This window comes from Stutzerimonas stutzeri, from assembly GCF_018138085.1.
Classification (GTDB): domain Bacteria; phylum Pseudomonadota; class Gammaproteobacteria; order Pseudomonadales; family Pseudomonadaceae; genus Stutzerimonas; species Stutzerimonas stutzeri_AI.
Genome location: NZ_CP073105.1, coordinates 4,920,057 through 4,946,181 on the forward strand (window position 1 = coordinate 4,920,057; position 26,125 = coordinate 4,946,181).

Genomic DNA, 26,125 nt, shown 5'->3' on the forward strand with positions numbered 1-26,125 from the left:
GGCTTTCAAGCAGCTCCAATGATCGGCACTGAAGTGCTAGGGAGCGGATTACTTCTAAAATTCTGGCTAACACGCTCACACTTAAAAACGCTTCTGGATATGCTGGAAAAAGGCAAGCCAAGCAGGCGAAAAATTGACACTAACTACTTTCAATACAATGGTTATTTCTTGGGATATAACTCTTCTAAAGATAATGCCGGTAAATACGGATTTGAAGAAAGCCCTGCTGAAATCAAGCAAAAAGTGAAAGAGCTTTTACTAATCTAGCTCGGTCGAACAAACTAGGTCTATTGCTCGTTGAGTGATCGTCTCTGAGCATTTTAACTGCTGCCGTTGCTGGCAGCCATGAGTCAAAAATTGCACTCAACGACAGGCAGCTTTTGGCCGGTTAGCGACGGTCTGACTTCGACCGTCGCAATATATGGTCAGACCTCGGTCTGCTCCGCCATTTCCAGAGCGTCATCGACCTCAATCCCAAGATATCGGACGGTGCTCTCAAGCTTCGTATGGCCGAGCAGAATTTGAATCGCCCGTAGGTTCTTCGTCCTGCGATAGATCAGCGATGCCTTCGTACGTCTCATCGTGTGTGTGCCATATATGGCAGGATCTAGGCCAATGGCTTTTACCCAGCCTTTGACGATACGAGCGTATTGACGAGTGGATAGATGGTCTGATGTATGCAGCCTGCTCGGGAAAAGGCAGTCCTGGCTCCGGAGCTGTGCTTGATGTATCCAGGCGGCGAGAGCAGACCGTGTTTCCCTAGTGTGCGCTCTCTTGCTTGGATGGCATTACGTTCTGGCCCAACGTTACTGTAGCGAATCCGCAGCAGTATCAATCAAAGCCTCCTGTATCCCGCGTGAAGAAAGACGCTACGTTGCGCCCGTTCTTCCACGGCTTCGCTTGCCGCCCCGCTACGGCAGATTCGAAGTATTCATCGAAATGTCATCCTTTAGAAGCAGTGCGTTAACAAGGAATTTCTACCCTTTGCATCGCGAACCGCAATTGTGCGGCCAGCAATATTGCGAAAGGTGATCAAATGACGCCCCATCCGATACAGGACGCCGTGCTGCGGGTCGACCGGTTGAGCGTCGTCTATCCAGGCGGCGTGACAGCCCTACGCGATACCTCGATTGCATTTCGGCGTGGTGAGTTCACCGTGCTGCTTGGTCTCTCGGGCGCAGGCAAGTCGACCTTGCTCCGTAGTCTCAATCGACTCGTCACGCCCACTGGCGGCAGTGTCACCAGCGAACTCGGTGAGCTCGGCAGCGGCTCGGCCTTGCGTCAGCATCGTCGGCGTACCGCCATGATCTTTCAGCACCACCAGCTAATCGAACGTCAAAGCGCACTGGCTAATGTGCTTACCGGTCGGCTGGCCTTTCACAACACGCTCCGCTCGCTGTTTCCTCTGCCGCGTGCCGATCAGGAGATTGCGCTCAGTTGCCTCGCTCGGGTCGGTCTGGCAGACAAGGCGCTAAGCCGGGTGGACAAACTGTCCGGTGGCCAGCAGCAGCGGGTAGGCATCGCGCGTGCGCTAGCGCAACAGCCGGCGATCATTCTGGCCGATGAGCCGGTAGCCAGTCTCGACCCGGCCACTTCGGTCCGTGTTCTCGGATTGCTGCGCGACATCTGCAAGGAAGACGGCATCACCGCCATCGTTTCGCTGCATCAACTCGAATATGCCCGCCGCTTCGCCGATCGCGTCGTCGGGCTGGCCGATTCTCAGATCGTTTTCGATGCCGCGCCCTCGGAACTCACCGATGCGCAGCTTGAGCGCATCTATGCAGGCCGCTCTACGACTCAGCCAGCGAATGCTCCGGCTGAACCACCTGTCATGCTCGAACCTTCACTGGAGATGTCCCGATGAAACGCTTATCCGCGCTCTTATTGACTTGCTTGCTGTCCGCTGTTTCAAGTTTGTCCGCCCTAGCGGCCGATGCCGATCCGGATGTGCTAAAGGTTGCCCTGCTGCCGGACGAAAACGCCTCCGAGCTGATCAAGCGTAACCAGCCGCTGAAGGATTATCTGGAAGAGCATCTGGACAAGAAGGTGCAGCTGATCGTAACCACCGACTATTCCTCGATGATTGAGGCGATGCGCTTTGGCCGTATCGACCTGGCGTATTTCGGTCCGCTGTCCTACGTCATGGCCAAAAGCAAAAGCGACATCGAGCCCTTCGCTGCCATGGTCATCGACGGCAAGCCGACCTATCGCTCGGTGATTATCGCCAATGTGGCGTCAGGCGTGAATGAGTATGCCGACCTTAAGGGCAAGAAGATGGCCTATGGTGACCGGGCATCGACGTCCAGCCATTTGATTCCCAAAACCGTGCTTCTTGAGACGGCCGATTTGACGGGTGGGCAGGACTACGAACAACATTTTGTGGGCACGCATGACGCCGTTGCCGTCAACGTGGCGAACGGCAACGCCGATGCGGGTGGGCTGTCGGAGGTAATTTTCAATCACGTAGCCGAACGTGGCCTAATCGATCCGAGCAAGGTGAAAGTACTTGGTTACAGCGGCGAATACCCCCAGTACCCCTGGGCGATGCGCTCGAACCTGAGCCCCGAGCTGAAAACCAAGGTGCGGGATGTATTCGTCGGTATCGACGATCCCGAAGTGCTGCGCAACTTCAAGGCCGAGGCCTTCGCGCCAATCACCGACGCCGACTACGATGTGATCCGCAACATGGGATCGCTGCTCGGCCTCGACTTCGCCACGATGTGAGCACCGATATGTCTACTCATTACGACGTGCAGGCGCTGCCTGCAGAGCAACGCGAGCACATCCTTCGAGGCTTCGGCCTCGGTTGGTGGCGCCAGCTGGGGCAGGTGGCGATTGTATTCGGAGTGGTGCTGTTGGCCTGCTGGTACGTGGGGCTGCTCGATGCCACCACGCTGCTGAACGGGCTGCCCTCCATCGCGACCCTGGCAGGCGAGGCCATGCCGCCAGACTTTTCGGGCTATCGAAGCTGGATTCGCCCCTTGATCGACACCTTGGCGATGAGCATCGCCGGTACGGCCATCGCAGTGGTGTTCTCGCTGGTGGTGGCCTTCGTTGCAGCGCGCAATACGGCGCCGCACCCCCTTGTGTTCGGTGTTGCCCGGGTGCTGCTCAATGCCCTGCGGTCGGTGCCGGAGCTGATCATGGGCATCATCTTCGTTGCAGCCGTAGGGTTCGGCGCCTTGCCGGGCGTGCTTGCCCTGGGTCTGCATTCGGTCGGCATGGTCGGCAAGTTCTTCGCCGAGGCCATCGAGCACGTCGACGAAGCGCCGGTGGAAGCCGCTCGGGCGGCGGGGGCTACGCCGATGCAAGTGCTGCTGCACGCGGTTTTGCCACAGGTGACGCCGCAGTTCGCCGACGTGGCGATCTACCGCTGGGAATACAACTTTCGCGCCTCCACCGTGATGGGCATGGTTGGCGCCGGCGGTATCGGCTTCGAACTCATGGGCTCGCTGCGCATCATGCAGTACCAGGAGGTTGCAGCAATCCTGCTGGTCATCCTGGCCATGGTCACGCTAGTAGACGCCTTCAGTGGCGTGCTGCGCAAACGTTTCAAATAGGACAAACCATGCTGCCGAAACTCGTTATAACTCACCGAGTACACGATGAGATCCTGCAACTGCTGGCGCCACATTGCGAGCTGATGACCAACCAGACCGACAGCACGCTGACGCGCGAGGAAATTCTGCGCCGCTGTCGCGATGCTCAGGCGATGATGGCGTTCATGCCCGATCGGGTCGATGCAGACTTTCTTCAAGCCTGCCCTGAGCTGCGTGTAGTCGGCTGCGCGCTCAAGGGCTTCGACAATTTCGATGTGGACGCCTGTACTGCCCGCGGGGTCTGGCTGACCTTCGTGCCTGATCTGTTGACGGTCCCGACTGCCGAGCTGGCGATCGGACTGGCGGTGGGGCTGGGGCGGCATCTGCGGGCAGCAGATGCGTTCGTCCGCTCTGGCGAGTTCCAGGGCTGGCAACCACAGTTCTACGGCACGGGGCTGGATAACGCTACGGTCGGCATCCTTGGCATGGGCGCCATCGGACTGGCCATGGCTGATCGCTTGCAGGGATGGGGCGCGACCCTGCAGTACCACGAGGCGAAGGCTCTGGATACACAAACCGAGCAACGGCTCGGCCTGCGCCAGGTGGCGTGCAGCGAACTCTTCGCCAGCTCGGACTTCATCCTGCTGGCGCTTCCCTTGAATGCCGATACCCAGCATCTGGTCAACGCCGAGCTGCTTGCCCTCGTACGGCCGGGCGCTCTGCTTGTAAACCCCTGTCGTGGTTCGGTAGTGGATGAAGCCGCCGTGCTCGCGGCGCTTGAGCGAGGCCAGCTCGGCGGGTATGCGGCGGATGTATTCGAAATGGAAGACTGGGCTCGCGCGGACCGGCCGCGGCTGATCGATCCTGCGCTGCTCGCGCATCCGAATACGCTGTTCACTCCGCACATAGGGTCGGCAGTGCGCGCGGTGCGCCTGGAGATTGAACGTTGTGCAGCGCAGAACATCATCCAGGTATTGGCAGGTGCGCGCCCAATCAACGCTGCGAACCGTCTGCCCAAGGCCGAGCCTGCCGCATGTTGAATCCGGTCTGGCTGAAGAGCCTGGTAGCGATCGTTCAAACAGGCAGTTTTCAGAGCGCGGCGAGGGCGTTGGGGCTGGCCCAGCCGACGGTGTCGCAGCACTTGCAGAAGCTTGAAGAGCAGGTCGGCGTAACGCTGGTGCAGCGCAGTCGTAGCGGCTGCCAGCCTACCACACGGGCGCTGGCCTTCATGCCGCATGCGACCGCCTTGCTCGACATGCACGCCCGGGCGCTAGAAGCCCTGCATGGCAATCGTGAGCGCGTCGGGGCCAGCTCCAACATCGGCACCTACCTTCTCCAGCCATTCGTGCGCAACTATCTGACGACCGCAAATGAGAGGGGCGAGGTGGATCTGCGCATCGCCGCCAACCCGGATGTGGCCGACCAGCTACTGGCGGGCCAGCTCGACGCCGCGATCATGGAATGGTGGCTACCTCACCCCGACTTCGAATACCGCCTCTGGCGGGTCGAGCCGCTGGTGCTTATCGTCAGCCCCGACCATGCGCTGGCTGAAGCAGGGTGCATAGAACGTGATCGTCTGGTGGACCTGCCGATGCTGGGAGGTGAACCGGGTAGCGGTACCGGACGGCTTCTGACCGAATACTTTGGCGAACTGGGCGTGCCTCGCAGCGGTATGCAGCTAGGCAGCACCGAGGCAGTCAAACAAGCAGTGAGGGCGGGACTCGGCGTGTCGTTGGTGATGGCTTCCGCAGTACAAGACGAAGTTCGCAGTGGCGCGCTGGTAGCTCTTCCCATCCCGGGGCTTGAAAAGCGTCTCCAACTGATCTGGCGCAAACCTCCCGGAAATCTGCACCCGCCGGGATTTGTGCGGCACTTATTGGAGGAGGCAGATCTAGCTGGATAAGGTGATGGATGGTTGCGATCCAGCGCTTGGCTTGTCAGCCTAGGGAAACTCTGAAAAAGACTTTCTGATTTGGCAAAATACCGCGACCCCACCCACCGAGTTTCCCGATGAAGCAGATGACCTTCGCCGACGCCGAGTACGCTGGCAAGCGCAAGCAAACCCGCAAGGAGTTGTTCCTGATCGAGATGGATCGGGTGGTGCCGTGGAAGGGCTTGATTGCTTTGATCGAGCCACATTATCCGAAGGGTGAAGGTGGCCGTCCGGCCTACCCGTTGATGGCGATGCTGCGTGTGCATCTGCTGCAGAACTGGTTCGGCTACAGCGATCCAGCGATGGAGGAAGCGCTGTACGAAACCACGATCCTGCGCCAGTTTGCCGGGCTGAACCTGGAGCGCATCCCCGACGAAACCACGGGGTGCTGCTGGTCCGCAAGTGACCCGCTGCGATTGAACGCCGGCGGCCAACCGGCGCTCACATCCGTAACCCTCACGGATTACGGAGGCACACGCATGCTGGTATTCGAGTCGATCTACACCGAAGGTCTGGCGCAGATTTCCTATCTGGTGGGCGACAGCAAGGCCGCCGTCGCCGCGGTGATCGATCCGCGGCGCGACGTCGAGGTCTACCTCGACCTGGCGCGCGACAAGGGCCTGCGCATCGCCTATGCCATCGAGACGCACATCCACGCCGACTTCGTTTCCGGCGCCCAGGCGCTGGCCGAACGCTGCGGCGCCGAGATCATCGGCGGACTACGCCTTCGGGCTGCGTCAGGTGGACGACGGCGAGGTGCTGGAACTGGGTCAGGTCAGCCTGGAAGTGCTGCACTCGCCAGGCCACACCCCCGAGCACATCTCGCTGCTGCTACGTGACAGCCAGCAGGGCGAAGCGCCCTTCGCGCTGTTCACCGGCGATACGCTGTTCAACCTCGACGTCGGCCGCCCCGACCTGCTCGGCGAGGACAGCACCAAGCAGCTGGCAGCGCAGCTCTACGCCACGCTGTTCACCCGCTACCTGCCGCTCGGCGAACGCATCGAGATCTACCCCTGCCACGGCGCCGGCTCGGCCTGCGGCAAATCCATCGGTGACCGTCGCCACTCCACCCTCGGCAAATGGCCAATCGCTTTTTCCACCGGCCAGAGGCACAGGTACTGCCGGATAAGGCTGCGCCGTTATCCACCCTACGCCCCGTCGATCACCCGATGCGCAGGGTGGAAAACGGCCAGCGGCCTTTCCCACACGTCAGTATTCGACTTGCAGTTCGGCGCTGCGCGGTTCGGCTTGGCAGGCCAGCGCCCAGCCCTGACGCACCTCGCTTTCGCTCAGCACCTGGTTGCTGCGCATGCTCACGCTGCCCTCCACCACCCGGCACTTGCAGGCGGCGCAGACACCCGAGCGGCACGCGCTCGGCGGTTGCAGGCCAGCCTGTTCCATGGCCTCCAGCAGCACCTCGCCGCGCGGCACGTCCAGCTCGTGACGGCGACCGTCGAGCGCGACCCGCAGGCGGCTGCGGCGCCCGCCCGGTGCGGCCGTCGGCGCTGCGGCGGCAAAGCGTTCCAGATGGATACGCGCCGCATCCACACCCCGCTCGCCCAGCGCGGCACCCGCGGCATCCATGAACGGTTGCGGCCCGCAGATGAAGGCGTCGGCGGCTGACCAGTCAGCGATCTTCGTGGCAATCGCCGGGCCGCTCGGCACACCCTGCTCGGCATCGAGCCAGATGCGCAGCTGCAGGCGATCGGGGTAACGCGCAGACCACTCGGCCAGCTCCTCGGCAAAGATCAGCGAGGCGGCATCGCGGCTGGCATAGAACAGCCGTACCTGCCCGCTGCCCTCGACCAGCGCCGCCTGCAGGATCGCCATCAGCGGCGTGATACCGCTGCCGGCGCCGAGCAGCAGCAGATCGTCATCCAGGTTGCGCGGCACGAACACGCCGGCCGGCGGCAGCGCCTCGATGCAATCGCCGGCCTGCAGGTTGTCCAGCAGCCAGTTCGACGCGCGGCCGCCGGGCACCCGCTTGATGGTGATGCGCAGCGCGCCATCCGCCTGCGGTCGCTGCGACAGCGAGTAGCAGCGCAGCAGCGCCGGCTCGGCAGCGGGCACCTTCAGCGTGAGGAACTGCCCCGGCTGCGCGGCAAAGCGTGCGCGCTGGGCGGCCGGCACCTGCAGGGTGAACGAGCAGCTGTCGGCGGTTTCGGCCTGGCGTGAGACGATGCGCAGACGGGTGAACTCCCCGGCGGCAGGCGCTGGCGCCGATGCGAACGCGGTCGCGACCGACGTCGTTGCCGGTGTCGACGTCGAAGCCGAAGGTGCAGTCGAAGCCGGCCCCGCCTTGGGCACGCCGCGCAGCATCGGCCATACCGACTTGCGGCGGAACAGCAGCACATAGCCGACATGCAGGCCGATCAGCCACAGCCCCAGATTGGCGAAGAACTCGTGCACCTCCTCGGCATCGCCCATCCAGCCGATGAAATCGATGTCGCTGGCAGCGCCGAAGACATCCGGCCCCACGCCCGGCAGGGCGGCCAGCACATCGCCGTTGTCGACCATACCCAGGCCGACCACGCTGGCAATGGCGAAACTGCCCAGCGCGCCGACCGTCAGCCACTTGCCGACGCTCGACAGGCCCGGCTTGCTCCGCTGGCCCTTCGGCGGCAGCAGCTGTGGGAAGCCGCGCAGGCGCAGCGGCACGATCAGCAGGCGCCACACCAACAGCGCCACCAGGCCGTAGCCCAGCCAGATATGCAGCGTCTCGGCGTCGTCACCGCTGAGGTAGGCGCCAAGAAAGAAACCGGCCAGCAGCCAGTGGAACAGACGGAAACGATTGAAAGCAGCCACGACGGCGATCCTCATTGAATGGATGCCGCCTTTGTATTCCTGCGAGCTGAAACGAAACTGAACGCCGCCAGCCGCTGCGGTTCAGCTTGGCGTAAGGCGGCGCGCCTAGGCTGCACTCATTCCCAACCGGAGAGCGCACCATGAAAGCCCGCTGGATCATCCTCCTGTCCTGCTGCCTGAGCCTGCCCGCCCTGGCCGAAACCGAACACCCACTGCTGCCCGGCTACGCCGCCCAGGCGCGTCAGGAGAATCCGAACTTCGCCGGTTTCTCCGCCGAGCGCGGCAAGGCGCTGTACTTCGCCGAGGAGCAGCGCAATGGCAAGACCATGAGCTGCACCACCTGCCACACCGCCGACCCGCGTCAGCCCGGCAAGACGCCGGCGCATCGCAAGGTCGATCCGCTGGCGCCGGCAGCCAACCCCGAGCGCTTCACCGACCTGAAGAAGGTCGAGAAATGGTTCCGCCGCAACTGCGACGACGTCTACGCCCGTGAATGCACCGCGCAGGAAAAAGGTGACTTCATCAGCTGGATCGACAGCATCAGATAAGGAGCCTGCCATGAAGATCGCACCCCTCGCTGCCGTCGCCGGGCTGGGCCTGACCCTGGTACTGGCCGGCCTCAGCTTCGCCGATGACGACGACCATCGAGAGCGCAAGGGCTACAAGCGGCCCAAGCGCCTGACGGTACCCAGCGACGCACCGCTGGTGTGGAAGGAAGAATGCGCGGCCTGCCACATGCTCTATTCTCCCGGCCTGCTGCCTGCCGATGCCTGGCGCGAGCAGATGCGCACCCTGGGCGATCACTACGGCAGCAACGCGTCGCTGGACCCGGTGCAGGAAAAGGAAATCCTCGACTTCCTGGTCCGCGCCTCGGCCGCCAACCGCCTACCGGTGGAGCCGTCACCCACCGCCGGCGAGCCGCCACGCATCAGCCAGACGCGCTGGTTCGAGCACAAACACGACGAGCTCAGCGAAGCCAAGTTCGCCCGCGAGTCGGTCGGCGGCCGCTTCAACTGCGTGGCCTGCCATCGCGACGCGGAAAAAGGCGACTTCGACGAGGACCGGGTGAAGATTCCGCGCTGAGACAAAAATAGCCGGAACATTTCGCCAACCGTTGCGTTATATCCCTGCGGCAACCCGGCCGGCAGCGCACGGGCACCGGTAAAAACCGAGGCGTTGGCAACGCAGCAGGTTTTAGCGGCGCCCTGCGCGGTCAACCCAGACGAGCGCTTAATGAACGACAGCGAACAGGACCTCATCCAGCAGGCCGCGCGTGGTGATCGCCAGGCGTTCGGCACGCTAGTGCGCGTCCATCAGGCGCGGGTCTTCCACTTCCTCCGTCGCCTGCTCGGCAGCGCCGACGAGGCCGCTGACCTGACTCAGGAAACGTTCATCCGCGCCTTCCAGGCGCTGCCCAGATGGCGCCCGGAAGCACGCTTGCAGACCTGGTTGCTGCAGATCGCACGCAATGCCGCGCTGGATACGCTGCGCCAGCGGCAACGCTACGTCGACGTGGCGCCGGAGGAACTGGCCGAGCCGGTCGATCCAGCGCCATCGCCGCTGAGCCGACTGCAGGCCGGTCGCGATCTGGCATTGCTGGAACGCTTGCTAGCCCGCCTGCCCCACGAACAGCGCGAGATCCTGCTGCTGCGCGAGGTGGAGGGGCTGGCCTACGACGAACTGGCCGCCACGCTGCAGCTCGCCGCCGGCACCGTCAAGTCGCGCCTGGCACGCGCCCGCGAGGCGCTGCTGCACGGCTATCGCCAGGCCAACGGAGGCACCCTCGATGACTGAGCATCTGGACATGGCGATCCTGTCCGCCTACCTCGACAACGAACTCGACGCCGCCGCACAGCGCCACGCCGCCGCCCACCTGGCGGGTTGTCCGCAGTGTCGCGCCACCCTGGCCGAACTCGACGGGCTCGGCCAGGGCTTGCGTGCGCTGGCCTGCCCGGAGTTGCCGGCCGAGTTGCAGGCGCGTCTGCAGCGGCCCTTCGCGCCGCCGCCCGTGCGCAGCTGGTGGGCCCGGCACTGGGCGCAGGGTATCGGCGCCGCGGCGTCGGTCCTGCTCGGCCTGCTGCTCGGCTATGCCCTGCCCGGCCAGCCGCCGGGCAGCTCACCCAGCCACGACCTGCTCGCCGTCCTCGGCAGCACCCCACCCGGCGCGCTCTGCGCGCGCCCCGAATTCTGCTACCTGAAGGTAAACCTGAAATGAGCAACACCACCCTGCGCAATGCCCTGGTCCTGTCCGTGCTGGTCAACGTCGGCGTGCTCGCCGGCCTTGGCTGGCAGAAACTCAGTCGCGATGGCCTGCCGATGCCCTCCGGCGCACCGACCGAGCTGTCGCGCGAGCTGCAACTGAGCGCCAGCCAGCTGCAGCGCTGGCACGATGCCGAGGCGCCGTTCCTGGCCTACCTGCGCGCCTCCAACGCCAGCCTCGGCGAACACCGCAACCGGCTGATCGAGGCGATCTTCGCCGAACAGGTGGACCGCACGGTGATCGACGCCGAGCAGGCGAAGATCGCCGAACTGCAGAACGAACAGCAGCGCCTGCTCATCGACCAGCTGCTGCAGGAGCGCGAGATCCTCGAACCGCAGCAGCGCGCGCGGCTCGCCCAGGTGCTCACGCAGCAGTCGTTCGGCGCCGACAGCATCGAGCAATTGCACCGCAAATGACGGATTGCACGGCGCGATGGAACAAAACCGTCGCGCCTGCGTTAGAACATCAGGAGCCGCACTTCGCCGGCTCGCTCAATGGAGTTCTATCGATGATCCGCAAACCTTACGCTCTCGCCCTCGCCATCATCCTCGCCGGCACCCTCGGCCACGCCGGCACCAGCCTCGCCGCCACCAGCCATGACCACGGCCACGGCGAAGGCGCGCCGGCGCTGCAACTCGATGCCGGCAAGCGCTGGGCCACCGACGCGCCGCTGCGCCAGGCAATGGGCACCATCAACAACGATATGCGCCAGGCGCTGCCGGCGATCCACGAAGACCGTCTGCCCGCCGCCCGCTACGGCGAACTGGCCGAGACGGTGCGCGGCCAGGTCGCCTACATGGTGGAGAACTGCAAGCTGAGCGCCGAGGCCGACGCGCAGCTGCACCTGATCATCGCCCAGCTGCTCGCCGGTGCCGACGCCATGAGCGGCGCCCCGGCCGGTCAGCGCGACGGCGCGGTGACGGTGGTCGGCGCGCTGGGCGACTACGCCACTTACTTCGCCGACGACAGCTTCAAGCCGCTGGAACACTGATCGACCGCCGCGCTCAACCCTTGTCCGGCCGTGCCGGCGGGGCCGCTTTCACCGCGAGCGGCACCTCGGCGGCCACCGCTTCCGACTCGCCCTCGCCGCTGCGATCTCCGCTGGTGTTGGCCAGCAGGCTGGCGGTGGCGGTCTGCAGGTAGGCGTGCAGCTGGCGCAGCAGCTGCGGCTGATCCTCGGCAGCGGCGATCCGCTCGCCAGCCGGTTCACCGCCCAGGCGATAGCGATACAGCCGCGCCGGCTGCTCCTTGGGCTGTACCAGCACCCGATCACCGCGGATCAGCGCCACGGTCTGGTCGCTGCCCGACGGCTTGACGATGCCGAAACCCGGATCGTCCGCCGGCAGGCTGAGCAAATCGCGGCCCCAGCATTGATGACGCACCTCGCCACCGAGGCGGCCCATGATGGTCGGCACCACGTCCACCTGCGTACCGACCACCTCGCGACGGCTGCCGAAACGCTCGGTGACGCCCGGGGCGATCAGCAGCAGCGGCACGTGGAAGCGCAGCAGGTCCATCTCGGTGACTTCCTCCGGCGCGCCGAAACCGTGGTCGCCGACCACCACGAACAAGGTCTGCTTGAACCAAGGCTGGTTACGCACCTTGTCGAAGAACTGCCCCAGCGCCCAGTCCGAATAACGCATCGCCGTCAGATGCTGATCCAGCGCGCCATGCCCCTCGACAGCAGCGACCGGCAACTGCTCGGGCAGCGCATACGGCGTGTGGTTGGACAGCGTCTGCAGCAGCGCATAGAACGGCGCGCCGTTATCCAGCTTGCCCAGCTCCTCGGCGGCGCGGGTGAACATGTCCTGGTCGGAAACGCCCCAGGTCGGGTCGGAAACCACCGGATTCACGTAGTCGTTGCGGCCGACGAAGCGCTTCATGCCCTGGTTGCCGAAGAACCCCGCCTGGTTGTCCCAGGCGAAATCGCCGTTGTAGACGTAAACGTCGTCGAACGCCCGCGCACCGAGCAGCTGCGGCAGGCCGGAGAAGCGATGGCCGCCTTCGGGCGTCTGCATCAGGTACTCGAAGCCCGGCAGGTTGGGAAAGCAGGCCATGCTGGCGAACATGCCCTGGTGGGTGTGGGTGCCGTTGGCGAAGAAGCGCTCGAACAACAGCCCCTCGCCGGCCAGGCGGTCGAAGTTCGGCGTGATGCCGTCGGCACTGCCGAGCGCGCCGACATAGCGGCCGGCGAAGCTCTCCATGAGGATCACCACCACGTTGCGCACCGCCAGCTGGCCGTCCGCCGGCGGCTGGAAGTCACGGCGCACCGGCGCCAGCTCGGCGTCCACCAGCCGGTCGTTGGCGGTCAGCAGCAGCTCGCGGGCGATCGCCTGCGCATCCGCAACCGGCAGTGTCGCCTTCCAGCTGTTGTCGCGATGGCTCGAGAAGCGGTTGCGCGCCGCATCGTAGAGCGACAGCGTGGCGTTCTGCCCGAGGTGGTTGGCGAAGGTCGAGGCGGTGGTGAAGGCATCGCCCCAGCGCAGCGGCGGGCCCTGACGCAGCGTGCCGCGCGCGGCCACCACGCTGACCACCAGCAACACGCCGAACACCGCGAACCGCGCCGGCCAGCTCGCGCCGCGGCGGGCCGGCGCGCTCGCCAGGCTCACCGGAGCGGCGCGGGTGCGGCGCTCCAGCCAGCCGAACAGCGCGAACAGCGCGGCGCTCGCCGCGAGCCAGGCGGCCAGCAGCCGCAGCACCGGGAAGCCGTGCCAGAGCATGCTCAGCACCGTCGCCGGGTCTTCCTGCAGGTACTGGTGTTGGCGCTGATGGAAAATTGACCCACCCTGCCGATTGAAATTTGACCCAGGGCGGATTGCTGATTTTGTTACCAGCAACTGTGGATAAGTCTACCAGCGCAGCTGCTGTTGCCCCCACTCCTTCGCTAGCCCAGTTCAGTTGTTTAAGACCTGCCACACGCAGCCATGTAGCAGGCCGTCGTCGCCATGAAATCAGAACGGCTCATCGTCCTCCGGTTCTTGGCCGCCCTTACGCTTTCGCTCCCGTGATTTGATCTTGGCCTGGGCCGCCAAGCTACTGTGTTGCAGGCGATAGGACTCGTTACCGGTTTCGACGATGTGGCAGTGGTGGGTCAGCCGATCCAGCAGGGCGGTGGTCATCTTGGCGTCGCCGAACACGCTCGACCATTCGGCGAAGCTCAGGTTGGTGGTGATCACCACGCTGGTGTGTTCGTACAGCTTGGACAGCAGGTGAAACAGCAACGCACCGCCAGCCTGGCTGAACGGCAGATAACCCAGTTCGTCGAGGATGACCAGATCCATGCGCAGCAGTGCCTGGGCGATCCGCCCGGCTTTGCCGTCGTGTTTTTCGCGCTCCAGCAGATTGACCAGATCGACCGTGGAGTAGAAGCGCACGCGCTTACTGAGCAACGTCGCACACACGGAGTTTGGTTAAGTCGCAGGCTCGAAGCTTGCTGTCGATGGCCAGATCGAAGAGAGCCAGATCCCGGGATCTTTCTGCAATTTGAAGCCTTACTCGGATGGCCCAGATATCTCTCAGTCGGAGTGGGGTTTTCTGCCCGACCAACTTACCTTTGTTCCAGGGCTGACGGCTACAGGTAGCAATGATGTTTCATGGCAAGTCCTCCACATGTGGGAGGGCAAGCATGGCTAGCCAGAGCAGTGGTCGCTAACCGGCCAGAAGGAGACCTCCGCTAGCGCCAAGTCTGCGCACTCAACTTGGAGTGGCCAGGTGCCATCAGTTAGAATCAGTGCTCATTTTACAGAGCAATGGAACGGTTGAGTGTGTTAGGGAAAGGCGCGGTTTTTGCTCTTGCTATCACCTTGGCAGGTTGTGGGCTAGTTCCCCGTACTGGAGAACCTTCTAGAGCACTTCAGTTTGCTGAGAATCTAAACCTCTCCGCAACGGATGAAAGCCGCGAGGAGTTTGAGACAAACGCAAAAGCTTCCGGGGCTGACCCTAATGGTTACCGTAACGAGCAGCTGGTCATGTCCGCCGTAACTTTAGATCCGTCCATGATCCTCCTATCTGGTTTCGCTCCAGCGTCCGCTAGCAGCCACTACCAAATTGCGGCGTGGGTTCCTGCCGACTTGGCTCCCTCCGGAGGAAAAGAGGCGGTTGCGGTAGCTGAAAAGGCCGTCAATCAGGCGTGGGCGGAAATTTCTGATAAGTCACCGGAAGAAAAGGCCGCTATCGCATCGAGGAAGCTTCAATACATTCTGGATGAGCCATATGGCGAAAACGGTTAACCGGTTCCTTTACCCAGCTAGTTGACATGGTGGCTGGTGTAACGCCTGAAAAAGAGCCTGCCCCTGTTTTTATGCAGCGCAATGGTGAGGTCTACGGCCCGCTGGTACTTGGTTTTGGTCGCTTGAATAGCTATAAGCAACTTGAAGAGCTAGAGCGCCTTTCCGAAACTCTCCCGGACTGGTTTTACATTTATAATCCGGGCGCGAGAAATTCAGTTCCTAAGTCGGTACTCAATAAGGGGGAGCATCTATATTTTGTGGCTCCGGATTAGGCGCTCATTAAGTGCTATTCATTATCTCTGCTGGCTCAAGGGATAGATAAGGGCTATTGCTCTTGGCAGGAACCAGTGTGGATGCTGATATTTCATCTATATATGCAATTGGATGGTTGTGTAATGGTAATAAAGCACGTAAAGAAAGTAGTCTTCCTGAGCATCGCGTTGAGCCTGGCCGGATGCTTCGATAGTGAAGTGGAATGTGATTCGTCAGTTACGAAAGAAAGAATAATCAAAGACTTTAAGGCGAGAATCCAAAAGGAAATGCCTGAAGGGGCAATGGATTACATTACGAATATAGAACTTGCCGAAATCGTAACACTCGCTGCAGACAAGAACGCGCAGTCTCGTTCCTGTGAGGCTAAAGTCGTCGTTCACACCAGCGTTTCAGAGCACACGGCATTCCAAGACATAAAATATGAGAATCAAACAGTTTCTGGTGGCGCTGAATCCACCAGAAGCCAATATTCTTACGCAGATACATTTAATTACATCGCGACGAATGTATATGGCCTTATCAAGGATACTTACGAGAGAGAAATCGCAAAGAAAAAGGGATTTGATTCTTATGCCGAGTATCAAGCATATACGTATGCTAGCGCCCGCTTGATAAGAAACGAGGCAGAACTGGTGCGCCTGGAAAAAACCATTTCTGAACTCAACGCGCAGCTCAAAGAGCTCTATCCAGTCGTTGCCGAAACTGAGAAGGCGATTGCCAGCGGTAGAAGCGTGTTATTAACAAACGAATACATGTCGATGCAGCCAGTTTTTATTAATACCGGCATGGTGGAAACCAAATTTTTCGACAAAAAAATAGTCTTTTCAGCCGAAGTCAAGAATACGTCAAAAATGACGGTCGACGGGATGTTTTTCTCTGCCGACATTTTCCTGAATGGTCAAGGTCGCGCGTTCAAGACTGATAAATTCACGAGCATTGAATCGGTCAAAGGACTTAAACCCGGAGAAACTCGCAAGGTGAAATTTTCCGTAAGCGGGGAAGAGGGTATTACGAATAACTTTTTGGAAACCACATCTTGGCAAGATGCAAAATCTGTGCAAATTAGATTGACCCCCAAGAGATATATGGATGCCAGTGGCCGTGAAAGCCTAATTGGCAGGTACCGTGATCATTTTGCTTTGAATGGCAAGGTTAAGGGGGAGCCAATAACTTGGGATAAGTATGCCGAAGTGGCATCTGCTCTTAGTCTAAATGAAGCGCGTCTAGTGACTGTGAAAAATCAAATCGAGAGTGATAAGGCTGTTGTTGGCTCCAAATCTATTGAAAAGCCTGCTGGTTAGCGCTTGAGCTCTTCGCTAAATAGGCCGAGTAGTATTTCATCCAAGAAAAAATGAATTGCATGAGTGTTTGAGCGCCGTAGAGAGAAAGCGTTGATGCTCCAAATCTCTTTCTGTTCATCGCATTCATGTCTAATCCACAAACAACAAGGGCCGCTGATGCGGCCCTTTTCTAGTAATCTTCAATCGCCCTGGTTTTACTAGACACAGAATGACCGCTTCTGGCCGGTTAGCGTCCCTTGCCCGAGCTAACCATCCTTGTCCTCCCGTATGCGGAGGACACTTCCATGAACATCATTGCTACGTACAGCCATCAGCCCTGGAACAAAGGAAAATTAGTCGGACAGAAGGCACCGCTGCCTGAGAGATATCTGGGCGATCCGAGTGAGACTGTAAATCGCCGAGAGAACCCGAGATCTGGCACTCTTCGATTTAGCCATCGACAGCAAACTGCGAGCCTGCGATTTAACCAAGCTCCGTGTGCGCGACGTTGCTCATGGCGAGCACTTGTCATCGCGAGCCATCGTAATGCAGCAGAAAACTCATCGCCCAGTTCAGTTGCCGAAAGCGCGGTAACCAAAGCGCAGCTTGCAAATGCAGCCAAACAGGTCGATGCCAATAGAAAGCTCGAACTGCTCGATGCCTCTCATTTCATATTGCTCTGCAGACTTTCCGACATGAGTGACTCGCACCTCCAGGCTTTACTGGCGCAGGAGGCTGCGGAGGGGCGCTTTTCAGACGACAGCGCTCAGATCGCTCAGCATCACGCCCGTGCACGTCGAATCAACCTGCACCGTTATGAGCGCAAGGATCTGGCTCATTGGATGGAGAAGCACGTCTATCTCGCTCTTGGCTCTCTGATCTCCCGCGCGGCGGCGCTGGGCATTGACGCCGTACCCATGGAGCATTTCGATCAGGCCTCGGTCGATGCAGCCTTTCAATTGCCACAACATGGGCTGACCGGCGTGCTCTTGGTCGCGTTGGGCTATCGCAGTCGTGACAACGGAGACGGTCCTGGAAAGTCGCGCTTGCCGGCTGAGCGAATATTCATGTTTCGCTGATGGCAGGAGGGTATGTCTGGCAGATGGGCGTGCATCGCTGATATCGACGAAGTTGTTTTGGCCCGTAGGATGCAAACGACAGCAAGTCCGGGCCTTATTCCGCCGGGGGCTCTCAACAGCGCTGTTGATTGCGGTCACGTAGTAGACCCGTCCGGGCGCACATGCTTTTCCGTAGCGGGGCGGCTACTCGCTTGGCAACTTGAGGCGAAGCGGCCTGATCCTATCCGCTTCTCAACGATCAGTTTGCAAGCCCCCTAGATTCGCACGCATGGATGGCCCCAAAAGGCGTGGGGCTGGAAGTGTCCGGTCGCGCTGGGTACGCATCTCGATAAACTCGGCCTCTGAAATGCCACTTCGCGCATGAATATTTGTCGAGCGCTGTTCAGCAACGGTGCACTCGACAATGGGCGCGCGGTCGCGAGGCGGGTAGTCGTGGCACATCATCATCTGAACATGCGCGGGCAAACTCAGCAGACGCTGGATGGAGCGATACAGTGTCTTGGCACTGCCCCCTGGGAAGTCGCAACGCGCTGTGCCGACGTCCGGTGGAAAAAGCGTGTCGCCAACGAACACGACCTCATTATTCACCAGGTAGGCGATATCGGCGGGCGTGTGCCCCGGCACGGCAAGCGCCTGCGTCCGCAGCGGACCGATGTAAAACATTTCGTCCGTGGCAAACAAGTGGTCGTATGGCCTCTGCTGGAACGGGCCGTACCGATCGACGAGCGTGCAGCGTACCTTCATGACCCGGCCGCTGATGCCGATACGCCCGCCAAGTTCGGCGCGCAGGTAGCTGGCGGCCGACAGGTGATCGGCATGGACATGGGTCTCCAGTAACCACTGGAGCTGCAGCCCCCTGGCCTGAATATAGGCTTTCACCTCATCAGCCATGTGCGTATCGGTCAGGCGGGTGACCGGGTCATAACCCAGCACTGCATCGACTACGGCGCATTGCGCCTGGCCTGGCGCATGAACTACATGGGTGAAGGTCGAGGTGACCGGATCGAAGAACGAGCGGATATCCAGAGTCATTAGGATTCTCAAGCAAGCAGGTGGGTAAGGCTGCGCGCGCCCAGCGCCAGGGCTACGCCAGCGGCAAGCGCGGCGAAACCGAGCTGAAGGGTGCGCGCCCTGAACTGCGCCGCCATCAGCCGCCCGGCTGCCATGCCGAGCGCGCACGCGCCGATGAACAGCCAACCTGCCGGGGGCACGACGATCCCGGCATGCAACGCCTGTCCGACACTGAACAGCGAAACCAGCGCGATGACCGCAAGCGAGGTGGCCACCACCCCTTGCATGCCGAGCTCGCAGTAGCGGCGCATGAACGGAACGATGACGAATCCACCGCCCACCCCGAGCAGCCCGGTGAGCAATCCGGCCGAGGCGCCAATCGCGCCAAAATGCATGAAGCAACGGGGCGTCCAGCAGAAGCGCCAGTTGTCCGGGGCCAGCCGGCACGGCTTGAACAGGGCAGCGTCAGCGATGCCGGATGCGATCGGCGTCATGCCCTGCGACCACTGCCGCACGGCGATGACGATCAGTACGAGGCAGAACAGCAGCATCACCGCGTCGGTCGGCAGCCTATGGGCGAGGCGGGTACCGAGCGATGCGGTGAGCACACCGATCGCCGCCATGAACAGCGCGGCCCGGTAGCGCACCAAACCGTGGCGCAAGCCATCGAGACTGCCCAGCAGTGCGGCGCTACCGATCGCCAGCAGGCCAAGCGGTACGGCCTGGTGCAAGTCCAGTCCCAGCACCATCGTCAGTGCCGGAACCGCCAGTACACCGCCGCCCGCCCCGGTCAGCCCCATGCTCAGGCCAACCAGCACGCCGGCGACGCCGCCAAGCAACAGTGGATCCATACGGGTTCTCCGCTGGGCAAGGATGAACGTCGGTTCGTCGCCGCAGCCGATGGCCGCGGCGCGCTGAACCTGCATACAGAAGTTCGAGGGGTCGGAAGGCCGCGCGGTCAGTAGCTCTTGTAGGGCAAGAACTTGCCCGACAGCACCACGTTCACGCGATCGCCTTTCGGGTCCGGCTGGCGCTGGATATCCATGGAGAAATCGATGGCGCTCATGATGCCGTCGCCAAATTCCTCGTGGATCAGCTCCTTGATGGTGCCGCCATAGACATTGACGATCTCGTACCAGCGGTAGATCAGCGGGTCGGTCGGCACGGCGGTAGGCAGCGAGCCCTTGTACGGCACGATCTGCAGCCAGGCCACGGCCTCGTCGGTGAGGCCGAACAGCTTGCCAAGCGTTTCGGCCTGGGACTTGTCGAAGGCCATCTGCCCGAGCAGGCCGGCGGTTGTCCATTCCTTGCTCTTGCCAATGGCCTCGGCGGCCTGGCTCCATTTGATGCCCTTGGTGACCTTGGCGGAGATGATCATCTCGGTAACTTGTGCGCGGTCGGTAATCATCGATCGGTTCCTACAGTAGGTGGAGTCAAACAGCGTGGATGCGGCGCAGCGGTTGCTGCGTTCGCGGGTCTGGCGGTGGTGGGTCGGTATCATCGAGGCCCGGGCGGACGATCAGCGGCTGGTCGCCGAGCACGCCTTCGCCACCTTGCTGGATGGTCTTGGAGCGACGCACCAGGAAGTCCACGAGGTGGTTGCGGATTCGGTAGAACTGCGGGTCGTGATGAATGGTCTCGCGGGTTCGCTCGCGCGGCAGCGTGTTGATGACGATCTCGGCGATCCGCGCGTTGGGCCCGTTGCTCATCAACATCACTTTGTCGGCAAGGAGGATGGCCTCGTCGACATCGTGGGTGATCATGAACACGGTCTGCCGGGTCGCCGCGCAGATCTTCACGAGTTCGTCCTGGATCACCCCGCGGGTCAGCGCATCGAGTGCGCCGAATGGCTCGTCCATCAGCAGCATCTTCGGCTCGACGGCAAAGGCCCGGGCGATGCCGACGCGTTGTTTCATGCCGCCGGACAGCTCCGCCGGTTTCTTTTGCGCAGCGCCGGTCAGGCCGACCATCTCGATAAAGCGTGCACCGTGCTCGGCAATCTGCTGGCGCGACCAGGACGGGTGTCGGGACTTCACGGCGAAGGCGATGTTCTGCTCGACCGTCAGCCAGGGCATCAGCGCATGCCCCTGGAACACCACACCACGGTCCAGACTCGGACCGGCGATTTCCTTGCCGGCCATGACGACGCCACCGCTGCTTGGCTCCTCCAGGCCGGCAAGCACATTGAGAATGGTGCTCTTGCCGCAACCGGAGTGGCCGATCACGCAGACGAACTCGCCTTGTTCCAGGCTGAAGTTGATGTTCTCGAATACGGGAGGCTGGCTTGGCTGATAACGCTTGCTCAGCCCTTCGACCTTGAGGAATGCTTTAGTCGACATAGGTCACCTTCTTTTGCAGTTGTGCGAAAAGGAGATCGAGCAGCATGCCGATGACACCGATCATCAGTACCGCGAAGATCACGTTGGCCAGCGAAAGGTTGTTCCACTCGTTCCAGACGAAGTAGCCGATACCGGTGCCGCCTATGAGCATCTCGGCCGCGACGATGACCAGCCAGGCGATACCCATGGAGATGCGCATGCCGGTGATGATGGTTGGAGCCGCGGCCGGCAGGATCACGCAGAAGGCCTTGCGCAGCGGCGATACCTCCAGCGTGCGTGCGACGTTCAGCCAGTCCTTGCGCACCCCGGCTACACCGAATGCGGTGTTGATCAGCATCGGCCAAATCGAGCAGATGAAGATCACGAACACTGCCGAGACCGATGAGTCGCGGATGGTGTAGAGCGCAATCGGCATCCAGGCCAGCGGCGAGATGGGCTTGAGCACCTGAATGAAGGGGTTAAGTGCCTGGTACAGGAGCGGCGACATGCCGATCACGAAGCCGAGTGGAATTGCTACGGCCAGTGCGATCAGATAGCCGAGCGCGACGCGCCCGAGCGAATGCGCAAGCTGGATACCGATGCCCTTGTCGTTCGGGCCGCGGTCGTAGAAGGGTTCGCTTAGCTGCTGGCCAGCCAGTTCGAAGAACTGCGCCGGCGTGGGGAAGCCGTCCTTCTTCGGCGCCTCGGCCGTTTGTCCCATGAGCGCGGCGTATTCGGCGTCTGCCGCGCTCACGTCGGTCTGCTGGGCGGGGGTATGGGTGGCGGTCTGCCAGACCAGCAACAGTGCGGCCAGTAACAATACCGAGACCAACGCCGCCTTCAGGCGAAGATGATTGTTCATGGTCGGGTCCTCATGCGTGGAATGTCGAAGCCGGCCAGGTAGTCGTCCGGGGCGGTCGGATCGTATGGCCTGCCCATCACCTCGAACGGCTTGTAGCCACTGGCCAGCTGAGCCTCGGCTTCGGCCATGCCCAGCGCAGCCATCTGCCGGCGTGCGTCGGTGAGCAAAAACACTTGCTCGGCCAGCGCGCTGTAATCAACATCCGTCTTCACGTAACCCCAGCGCTTCATCTGGGTCAGCATCCAGGTGGCCATGGAGTACCAGGGCATGGGGTCGAAGCCTGAGCGTTGCGGTTCGTTCTGTACCTGGCCCAGGCCATCGGCATAACGCCCGGAAAGCGCCTGGAGGATCACCGTCTCCGGCTGGTTGAGATAATTCGGCGTCGAGATCGCCTTGGCGATGGTCGGCAGCTGGGCCTTGTCCTGAGCCATGGCGGCGGCGTTGAGAATGGCGCGGTAGAGCGCGGCGAACGTATTGGGGTTTTCCTTGATGAAGGCTTCGGATACACCGAAGGAGCAGCAGGGATGGCCATCCCAAAGGTCCTTCGACAGCACATGGATGAAGCCGACCTGGTCATACACGGCGCGCTGGTTGAACGGCTCGGGGCCGAAGAAACCGTCGATGTTGCCGGCCCGCAGGTTGGCGATCATCTCGGCCGGCGGCGTTACCCGCAGCTGCACGTCGCGGTCCGGGTCCAGCCCGTGCTCGGCGAGGTAATAGCGCAGCAGGAAGTTGTGCATCGAATATTCGAAGGGAATGGCGAACTTGAAGCCTTTCCAGTTCTTCGGGTCGCGGTTTTCCTTGTGCTTGAGCGCCAGAACGATGGCCTGGCCGTTGATGTTCTGGATGGTGGCGACCCGCATCGGTTGCGGATTCGAGCCCAGGCCCATGCTGATCGCCAACGGCATGGGGGCGAGCATGTGTGATGCGTCCAGCTCGCCGTTGAGCATGTTGTCGCGCACCAGTGCCCAGCCGGCGGTCTTCTGCAGGCTTGCCGACAGGCCCTGCTCCTGATACAGCCCGAGCGGGTCAGCCATGATTAGCGGCGTGGCGCAGTTGATGGGGATGAAGCCGATCTTCAGATTGGTCTTTTCCAGCGGCCCGCGCTCATCGGCCATCGCCTGCAGTGACGTCAGCGGCAGCACGCTGGAGATGGCGGCCATTGCCGTGCCGACACCGACCGCCTGGAGAAAGCGCCGGCGCGTCACGTCGTTAGGGAAGAGCGCGCGCACCGCCGCGGCCTCGACGAAGTCCTGCGACAGCATTTCCCGGTCGCGCGAGCGTGCCAGTCGCGCCTGTTCCGCAGCGCGATCATGCGCTTCGGGGCTTTCGTGCTTTCCGCAGGCACAACCGGTCAGCGTGGCATGCTCCGAATAGGGGCGGAAGAAGTTATTGTCGCTCATGTCTGTACCCTCCAGTTTGGTCTGCAGTCACGCGGCGTCGGCGCGGCCAACCCGCAGCGTTGACGTAGTCGTGCCGTTGGTTCGTTGTTCCATGAGCAGAAAGCCATCGGTTTCCTGGACGACATGCCAATGCCCGTCTGCATGAGGCATGCCGTGCAGGGCGATCGGCAAGGAGGCGGTCTTCAGCCTGATGACGGGATCGCTGTGGCGATAGAGCGCGCCCGGCATGCCGGCGATATGGGCGGCGATGGCTCGCGCCTGACGGGCGATGGGTTCGATGAAGCGGCAGGGCATACCGCCAAGACTGATGCAATCGCCCAGGGCATAGATGTCCGGGTCGCTGGTCTGCAGCGTGGCGGGGTCGACGCTGATGCCGCGTGCGAAGTCCAGACCGGCCAGGCGCGCCAGGCGGGGTTCGGTGGCCAGGCCGGTAGCGGCGATCACCTGATCCACGTCACGGCGCTGGCCACAGCGAGTCAGCAGGCGCTTGCGGCCGTCGGCGAGCGAGGTCAGCGAGGCGATTTCGACGTCGCCGAGCAGCTCGATGCCCAACTGGCGTTGCGCGGCGTTCAGACGGCGGGCCGCCGGCTCGGGCAACAGGTTCGCCAGTGGTAAAGACTGACGATCCATCAGCGTGACCCGGTGACCCGCTCGCGCCAGGTCCTCGGCGATCTCACAGCCGATCATCCCGGCACCGATAACCGCCACGTCCTGGGGGCTGCGCTCGGCCAGCCGCGCCTGCAGGCCGGCCCAGCCGTGCAGGTGGTTGACGCGCCAGCAGAGCTCGGCCGGCAGCGCAACGGGCAGTGCGGGGCGGGCACCCTGAGCGAGAACCAGCCGGGTGTAGCTCAGGTTGCCGCGTGTGGTGCGCAGTTGACGGAGCCGTGGGGATAGGCCTACGGCGAAGGTTTCCGGCAAAAGGCGCACGCCAAGCCGAGCAGCGGCCTCGGCGGCGCGCTCGCGCACCAGCTTGTCGGCCGACTGACCGCGGCTGAGCGCAACGGACAGTTCGGGCTTGTGATAAAGGTCGCCCTTGCAACCGCTGACCAGCGTGATGGGGGTGCTCTGATCGATGGCGCGGATGGCTTCGATGACAGACCAGCCGGCCAGTCCGCCACCGACCACCACGATGCCTGTCTCGCGAGGCCCGACCGGCATCGCCACGGCAGCTGGCGCCTCGCGCATCACGTAGGGTTCGAAATCCAGCTTGGTCACGCCGCAAAGCGGGCATTCCCAGTCATCCGGAATGTCCTCGAAGCGGGTGCCGGGCGCCAGCCCGCTGTCCGGATCACCGAGCGCTTCGTCATAGATCAGGCCACAGGCGCGGCAAATGAACTGCCGCCAGGCTTGGGTGATTGCACTCATGCTGGCTGGGCCTCCTGCATCAGGCGGTTCATCTGGTAGCGCAGGTGCTTGATCGCCGGGGTAACGATCGCCACGAATTGCGCCTCGCGGATGCGTCGTTGTGGTCCGGCACTCATCAGGTAACCGCGCGCGCCTTGGTGAAGCAGGGCCGACTGGGTCGCACGCAGGGCCAGCTCGGCGCCTTGTACGCGCGCATCGAGCACGTCGAGCATGAAGTCCTTATCGGTTTCGTAAGGGGTGCGCACCAGCGCGGCGACCCGTGAATTGAGCTCGGCAAATTCGGCTTGGAGCACGTCGGGACGGTCATGAAGGAACTGGTTGACGTGCCCCAGTACCGGCTCGACCTCGTTCATCGCGTCCAGGCTGGCCTGCACCAGGCCGGTCGCCATTCCGACCTGCAGGAGGATGAAGGCGGCGCGGACGCGGTTGACGAAAGGGCCGGCGGGGTCGGCGATGAGCTGGTCTTCGCCGATGAAGTGATCAGTCAGGCGGATGCCCCAGGTGCTGGTGCCTTCCATGCCGGAAAATGCGGGGCAATGCCTGAGGTCGACCCGCTCGTCGAGATCGAGCAGAAACATGATCTCGTGGGAACGAGTACCGTCGGCGCGATCGACACCCGCGATCGCACCGCAGTATTGCCCGGGGGCGATGTGGCTGACCCAGGGCAGTGAACCGCTCACCCGATAGCCGCCTGGCACCCGCTGTGCGCGCAGCAGCATCGGCTCGATGCCGGCCATGGCCTTCATCGGGTTGGACAGTGCGGTACCGCCGAAGCTACGACCTTCGACGTGGTCGTTCAAGCGCGCCAGCAGAGCCGGGTTCGCCGATTGCTCCATGTACAGGCCGCAGACGTTATGGCACCAGGCGAGAAAGCCGGTGGACCCACAACTGCGGGCGATCTCGCTGTTAGCTGCTAGCGCTAGCCCAAAGTCGGCCCCGCGCCGGTCCAGATGCGCGCCGAACGCGCCCACCTCGGCGAGGCGCGCCATGATGTCCAACGGGTAGTAACCCTCCCGGTCGATACGGTTGGCGGCCTCGGCGAGAGGCCCGCTGGCTATCTCGGATACCCGCTGGAGCATGGTTTTGTCGTTTACGCTGGGTGTCAGCTCAGCAACGGGCGCGGCGACACTGTTCATGGCGACCTCCTCGATGCGTTGCTCAGTCGGCCAGCGCGATGCTGAACGGAATGGGATTGCGCATGCTATTGGCCACGGGCGAGTAGAAGTTGGCGTGCTTGACGATCTCGTCGAGCTCTTCGCGAGTGGCATCGCCCTCCACCAAGACCTTTACGCGAATCTCTTGGAAGCCCATTTGCTCCGGTTGCATCGGTGCACCGCCGGCACCCCACGCCGCTGGGTTGCCAATGTCGGCTTCCAGGAAGATTTCCAGCTTGCTCAGCTTGACCTGCTTCCAGGTGGCCACTGCTGTAATTCCTACGGCAAGACAGCCACCCAGCCCGGAGAGCACGATCTCGCCCGGAGCGGGCGCCGTGTCTTCACCGAACAGGTGCAGAGGCTCGTCGACCACAACGGCCTCGTGGTCACCGACATAGCTGAGGCTGCGGTACATGCCCTGCATGACCGTGCGGACCTTGTTAGTGCCGCGGCTGGCCGGGTTGTTGCGGCCCTTCTCGGCGAAGGCCATCAGGCCGTCTCGATCGATCGGTCGCAGGTAGGTTTTAACGGTGGTAGGTGCAGGTGCGTTCATGGTGCTCTCCATTCAGTTCATCAGTACCAACGCGATGTCAGTCCTGGCTGAATGGGATATC

Annotated in this window: 29 protein-coding genes and 5 pseudogenes; 19 read left to right on the forward strand and 15 right to left on the reverse strand. The window is 62.1% G+C overall.

The genetic code is table 11. The features are described from left to right. The first annotated feature begins 18 nt into the window (after nucleotides 1-18). Nucleotides 19-267 carry a hypothetical protein gene (locus tag KCX70_RS22510; RefSeq protein ID WP_101153433.1) on the forward strand — a complete coding sequence of 83 codons (249 nt, stop codon included), beginning with the start codon at nucleotides 19-21 and terminating at the stop codon, nucleotides 265-267. A 158-nt stretch (nucleotides 268-425) separates the two neighbouring features. Here the strand turns inward: KCX70_RS22510 and KCX70_RS22515 are convergent. Next, nucleotides 426-764 (reverse strand): annotated as a pseudogene (locus KCX70_RS22515) (tyrosine-type recombinase/integrase); the annotation flags it as partial. A gap of 272 nt (nucleotides 765-1,036) precedes the next feature. Between KCX70_RS22515 and phnC the strand changes: the two are divergent. From phnC to KCX70_RS23485, 7 genes and pseudogenes are all read left to right on the forward strand, one after another. Then, entirely contained in the window at nucleotides 1,037-1,864 is an 828-nt protein-coding gene (phnC, locus tag KCX70_RS22520) for a phosphonate ABC transporter ATP-binding protein (protein ID WP_003118432.1), read from the forward strand. Next, complete coding sequence (gene phnD, locus KCX70_RS22525) at nucleotides 1,861-2,724, forward strand: phosphate/phosphite/phosphonate ABC transporter substrate-binding protein (RefSeq protein WP_010466255.1); 864 nt, start codon at nucleotides 1,861-1,863, stop codon at nucleotides 2,722-2,724. Before phnC ends, phnD begins: the two co-directional genes overlap by 4 nt. Before the next feature lie 8 nt (nucleotides 2,725-2,732). Continuing rightward, the gene (phnE, locus tag KCX70_RS22530) at nucleotides 2,733-3,560 is read left to right on the forward strand and encodes a phosphonate ABC transporter, permease protein PhnE (protein ID WP_010466252.1); all 828 of its coding nucleotides are present in this window, start codon (nucleotides 2,733-2,735) and stop codon (nucleotides 3,558-3,560) included. 8 nt (nucleotides 3,561-3,568) lie between these two features. Continuing rightward, nucleotides 3,569-4,579, forward strand: coding sequence for a phosphonate dehydrogenase PtxD (gene ptxD / locus KCX70_RS22535; RefSeq protein ID WP_003118429.1), 1,011 nt, complete (start codon nucleotides 3,569-3,571; stop codon nucleotides 4,577-4,579). After that, nucleotides 4,573-5,442 carry a LysR family transcriptional regulator gene (locus tag KCX70_RS22540; protein WP_003118428.1) on the forward strand — a complete coding sequence of 290 codons (870 nt, stop codon included), beginning with the start codon at nucleotides 4,573-4,575 and terminating at the stop codon, nucleotides 5,440-5,442. Before ptxD ends, KCX70_RS22540 begins: the two co-directional genes overlap by 7 nt. 107 nt (nucleotides 5,443-5,549) lie before the next feature. After that, nucleotides 5,550-5,855: pseudogene (locus tag KCX70_RS22545) on the forward strand (IS5/IS1182 family transposase); the annotation flags it as partial. A gap of 33 nt (nucleotides 5,856-5,888) precedes the next feature. Further along, nucleotides 5,889-6,311 carry an MBL fold metallo-hydrolase gene (locus KCX70_RS23485; RefSeq protein ID WP_336512536.1) on the forward strand — a complete coding sequence of 141 codons (423 nt, stop codon included), beginning with the start codon at nucleotides 5,889-5,891 and terminating at the stop codon, nucleotides 6,309-6,311. Here the strand turns inward: KCX70_RS23485 and KCX70_RS23370 are convergent. Beyond that, nucleotides 6,304-6,492 carry a hypothetical protein gene (locus KCX70_RS23370; RefSeq protein WP_225030852.1) on the reverse strand — a complete coding sequence of 63 codons (189 nt, stop codon included), beginning with the start codon at nucleotides 6,490-6,492 and terminating at the stop codon, nucleotides 6,304-6,306. The two genes, KCX70_RS23485 and KCX70_RS23370, sit on opposite strands and share 8 nt — an antisense overlap. Nucleotides 6,493-6,681: 189 nt before the next feature. Beyond that, complete coding sequence (locus tag KCX70_RS22555; protein WP_034064884.1) at nucleotides 6,682-8,277, reverse strand: 2Fe-2S iron-sulfur cluster-binding protein; 1,596 nt, start codon at nucleotides 8,275-8,277, stop codon at nucleotides 6,682-6,684. Nucleotides 8,278-8,417: 140 nt separating this feature from the next. Between KCX70_RS22555 and KCX70_RS22560 the strand changes: the two genes are divergently transcribed. The 6 genes from KCX70_RS22560 to KCX70_RS22585 all read left to right on the forward strand — a co-directional run bounded on the left by KCX70_RS22560 (nucleotide 8,418) and on the right by KCX70_RS22585 (nucleotide 11,528). Further along, on the forward strand, nucleotides 8,418-8,825 hold the full coding sequence (locus tag KCX70_RS22560; protein WP_034064865.1) for a DUF1924 domain-containing protein: 408 nt from the start codon (nucleotides 8,418-8,420) through the stop codon (nucleotides 8,823-8,825). 10 nt (nucleotides 8,826-8,835) lie between these two features. Beyond that, a complete protein-coding gene (locus KCX70_RS22565; RefSeq protein WP_003302071.1) occupies nucleotides 8,836-9,360 on the forward strand; it encodes a diheme cytochrome c in 525 nt (174 codons plus the stop codon). A gap of 150 nt (nucleotides 9,361-9,510) precedes the next feature. Continuing rightward, nucleotides 9,511-10,071, forward strand: coding sequence for an RNA polymerase sigma factor (locus KCX70_RS22570; protein ID WP_003302070.1), 561 nt, complete (start codon nucleotides 9,511-9,513; stop codon nucleotides 10,069-10,071). Then, nucleotides 10,064-10,492 carry an anti-sigma factor family protein gene (locus tag KCX70_RS22575; RefSeq protein ID WP_003302068.1) on the forward strand — a complete coding sequence of 143 codons (429 nt, stop codon included), beginning with the start codon at nucleotides 10,064-10,066 and terminating at the stop codon, nucleotides 10,490-10,492. Before KCX70_RS22570 ends, KCX70_RS22575 begins: the two co-directional genes overlap by 8 nt. Beyond that, entirely contained in the window at nucleotides 10,489-10,953 is a 465-nt protein-coding gene (locus KCX70_RS22580; protein WP_003302067.1) for a periplasmic heavy metal sensor, read from the forward strand. The genes KCX70_RS22575 and KCX70_RS22580 overlap by 4 nt, the downstream gene beginning before the upstream one ends. Before the next feature lie 92 nt (nucleotides 10,954-11,045). Continuing rightward, on the forward strand, nucleotides 11,046-11,528 hold the full coding sequence (locus KCX70_RS22585; RefSeq protein WP_033937765.1) for a hypothetical protein: 483 nt from the start codon (nucleotides 11,046-11,048) through the stop codon (nucleotides 11,526-11,528). Between the two features lie 13 nt (nucleotides 11,529-11,541). On the opposite strand, the gene KCX70_RS22590 is transcribed toward KCX70_RS22585, so the two are convergent. The 3 genes and pseudogenes from KCX70_RS22590 to KCX70_RS22600 all read right to left on the reverse strand — a co-directional run. Next, the gene (locus tag KCX70_RS22590; RefSeq protein WP_234455018.1) at nucleotides 11,542-13,257 is read right to left on the reverse strand and encodes an LTA synthase family protein; all 1,716 of its coding nucleotides are present in this window, start codon (nucleotides 13,255-13,257) and stop codon (nucleotides 11,542-11,544) included. A 231-nt stretch (nucleotides 13,258-13,488) separates the two neighbouring features. Beyond that, nucleotides 13,489-13,923, reverse strand: a pseudogene (gene istB / locus KCX70_RS22595) (IS21-like element ISPst3 family helper ATPase IstB); the annotation flags it as partial. Further along, nucleotides 13,922-14,125: pseudogene (locus KCX70_RS22600) on the reverse strand (integrase); the annotation flags it as partial. The pseudogenes KCX70_RS22600 and istB, both read right to left, overlap by 2 nt. A gap of 380 nt (nucleotides 14,126-14,505) precedes the next feature. Here KCX70_RS22600 and KCX70_RS22605 point away from each other — a divergent pair. The 5 genes and pseudogenes from KCX70_RS22605 (at nucleotide 14,506) to KCX70_RS22620 (ending at nucleotide 17,398) form a co-directional block, all read left to right on the forward strand. After that, complete coding sequence (locus KCX70_RS22605) at nucleotides 14,506-14,766, forward strand: hypothetical protein (protein ID WP_152987112.1); 261 nt, start codon at nucleotides 14,506-14,508, stop codon at nucleotides 14,764-14,766. A 26-nt stretch (nucleotides 14,767-14,792) separates the two neighbouring features. Beyond that, nucleotides 14,793-15,038 (forward strand): hypothetical protein, encoded by a 246-nt coding sequence (locus tag KCX70_RS22610; RefSeq protein ID WP_152987111.1) that lies wholly within the window; start codon nucleotides 14,793-14,795, stop codon nucleotides 15,036-15,038. A gap of 81 nt (nucleotides 15,039-15,119) precedes the next feature. After that, on the forward strand, nucleotides 15,120-16,340 hold the full coding sequence (locus KCX70_RS22615; RefSeq protein WP_058076430.1) for a hypothetical protein: 1,221 nt from the start codon (nucleotides 15,120-15,122) through the stop codon (nucleotides 16,338-16,340). Between the two features lie 284 nt (nucleotides 16,341-16,624). Continuing rightward, nucleotides 16,625-16,895: pseudogene (locus KCX70_RS23375) on the forward strand (integrase); the annotation flags it as partial. Further along, entirely contained in the window at nucleotides 16,850-17,398 is a 549-nt protein-coding gene (locus KCX70_RS22620; RefSeq protein ID WP_235569949.1) for a nitroreductase family protein, read from the forward strand. The pseudogene KCX70_RS23375 and the gene KCX70_RS22620, both read left to right, overlap by 46 nt. Nucleotides 17,399-17,629: 231 nt before the next feature. Here the strand turns inward: KCX70_RS22620 and KCX70_RS22625 are convergent, their stop codons facing one another. The 9 genes from KCX70_RS22625 to KCX70_RS22665 all read right to left on the reverse strand — a co-directional run bounded on the left by KCX70_RS22625 (nucleotide 17,630) and on the right by KCX70_RS22665 (nucleotide 26,064). Beyond that, nucleotides 17,630-18,430 carry an MBL fold metallo-hydrolase gene (locus KCX70_RS22625; protein WP_249121686.1) on the reverse strand — a complete coding sequence of 267 codons (801 nt, stop codon included), beginning with the start codon at nucleotides 18,428-18,430 and terminating at the stop codon, nucleotides 17,630-17,632. A gap of 8 nt (nucleotides 18,431-18,438) precedes the next feature. Beyond that, a complete protein-coding gene (locus tag KCX70_RS22630) occupies nucleotides 18,439-19,260 on the reverse strand; it encodes a sulfite exporter TauE/SafE family protein (RefSeq protein WP_023082831.1) in 822 nt (273 codons plus the stop codon). A gap of 107 nt (nucleotides 19,261-19,367) precedes the next feature. Continuing rightward, nucleotides 19,368-19,817, reverse strand: a complete 450-nt coding sequence (gene cynS / locus KCX70_RS22635; RefSeq protein WP_004350204.1) for a cyanase — start codon at nucleotides 19,815-19,817, stop codon at nucleotides 19,368-19,370. 25 nt (nucleotides 19,818-19,842) lie between these two features. After that, the gene (locus tag KCX70_RS22640) at nucleotides 19,843-20,748 is read right to left on the reverse strand and encodes an ABC transporter ATP-binding protein (protein ID WP_023082833.1); all 906 of its coding nucleotides are present in this window, start codon (nucleotides 20,746-20,748) and stop codon (nucleotides 19,843-19,845) included. Further along, nucleotides 20,738-21,589, reverse strand: coding sequence for a nitrate ABC transporter permease (ntrB, locus tag KCX70_RS22645; protein ID WP_004350202.1), 852 nt, complete (start codon nucleotides 21,587-21,589; stop codon nucleotides 20,738-20,740). The genes KCX70_RS22640 and ntrB overlap by 11 nt, the downstream gene beginning before the upstream one ends. Then, complete coding sequence (locus KCX70_RS22650) at nucleotides 21,586-22,992, reverse strand: ABC transporter substrate-binding protein (RefSeq protein WP_042924922.1); 1,407 nt, start codon at nucleotides 22,990-22,992, stop codon at nucleotides 21,586-21,588. The genes ntrB and KCX70_RS22650 overlap by 4 nt, the downstream gene beginning before the upstream one ends. 27 nt (nucleotides 22,993-23,019) lie before the next feature. Beyond that, nucleotides 23,020-24,357, reverse strand: a complete 1,338-nt coding sequence (locus KCX70_RS22655) for an FAD-dependent oxidoreductase (RefSeq protein WP_023082835.1) — start codon at nucleotides 24,355-24,357, stop codon at nucleotides 23,020-23,022. Continuing rightward, nucleotides 24,354-25,493, reverse strand: a complete 1,140-nt coding sequence (locus KCX70_RS22660) for an acyl-CoA dehydrogenase family protein (RefSeq protein WP_023082836.1) — start codon at nucleotides 25,491-25,493, stop codon at nucleotides 24,354-24,356. The genes KCX70_RS22655 and KCX70_RS22660 overlap by 4 nt, the downstream gene beginning before the upstream one ends. Nucleotides 25,494-25,515: 22 nt before the next feature. After that, nucleotides 25,516-26,064, reverse strand: coding sequence for an OsmC family protein (locus KCX70_RS22665; RefSeq protein ID WP_023082837.1), 549 nt, complete (start codon nucleotides 26,062-26,064; stop codon nucleotides 25,516-25,518). Nucleotides 26,065-26,125 lie beyond the last annotated feature (61 nt).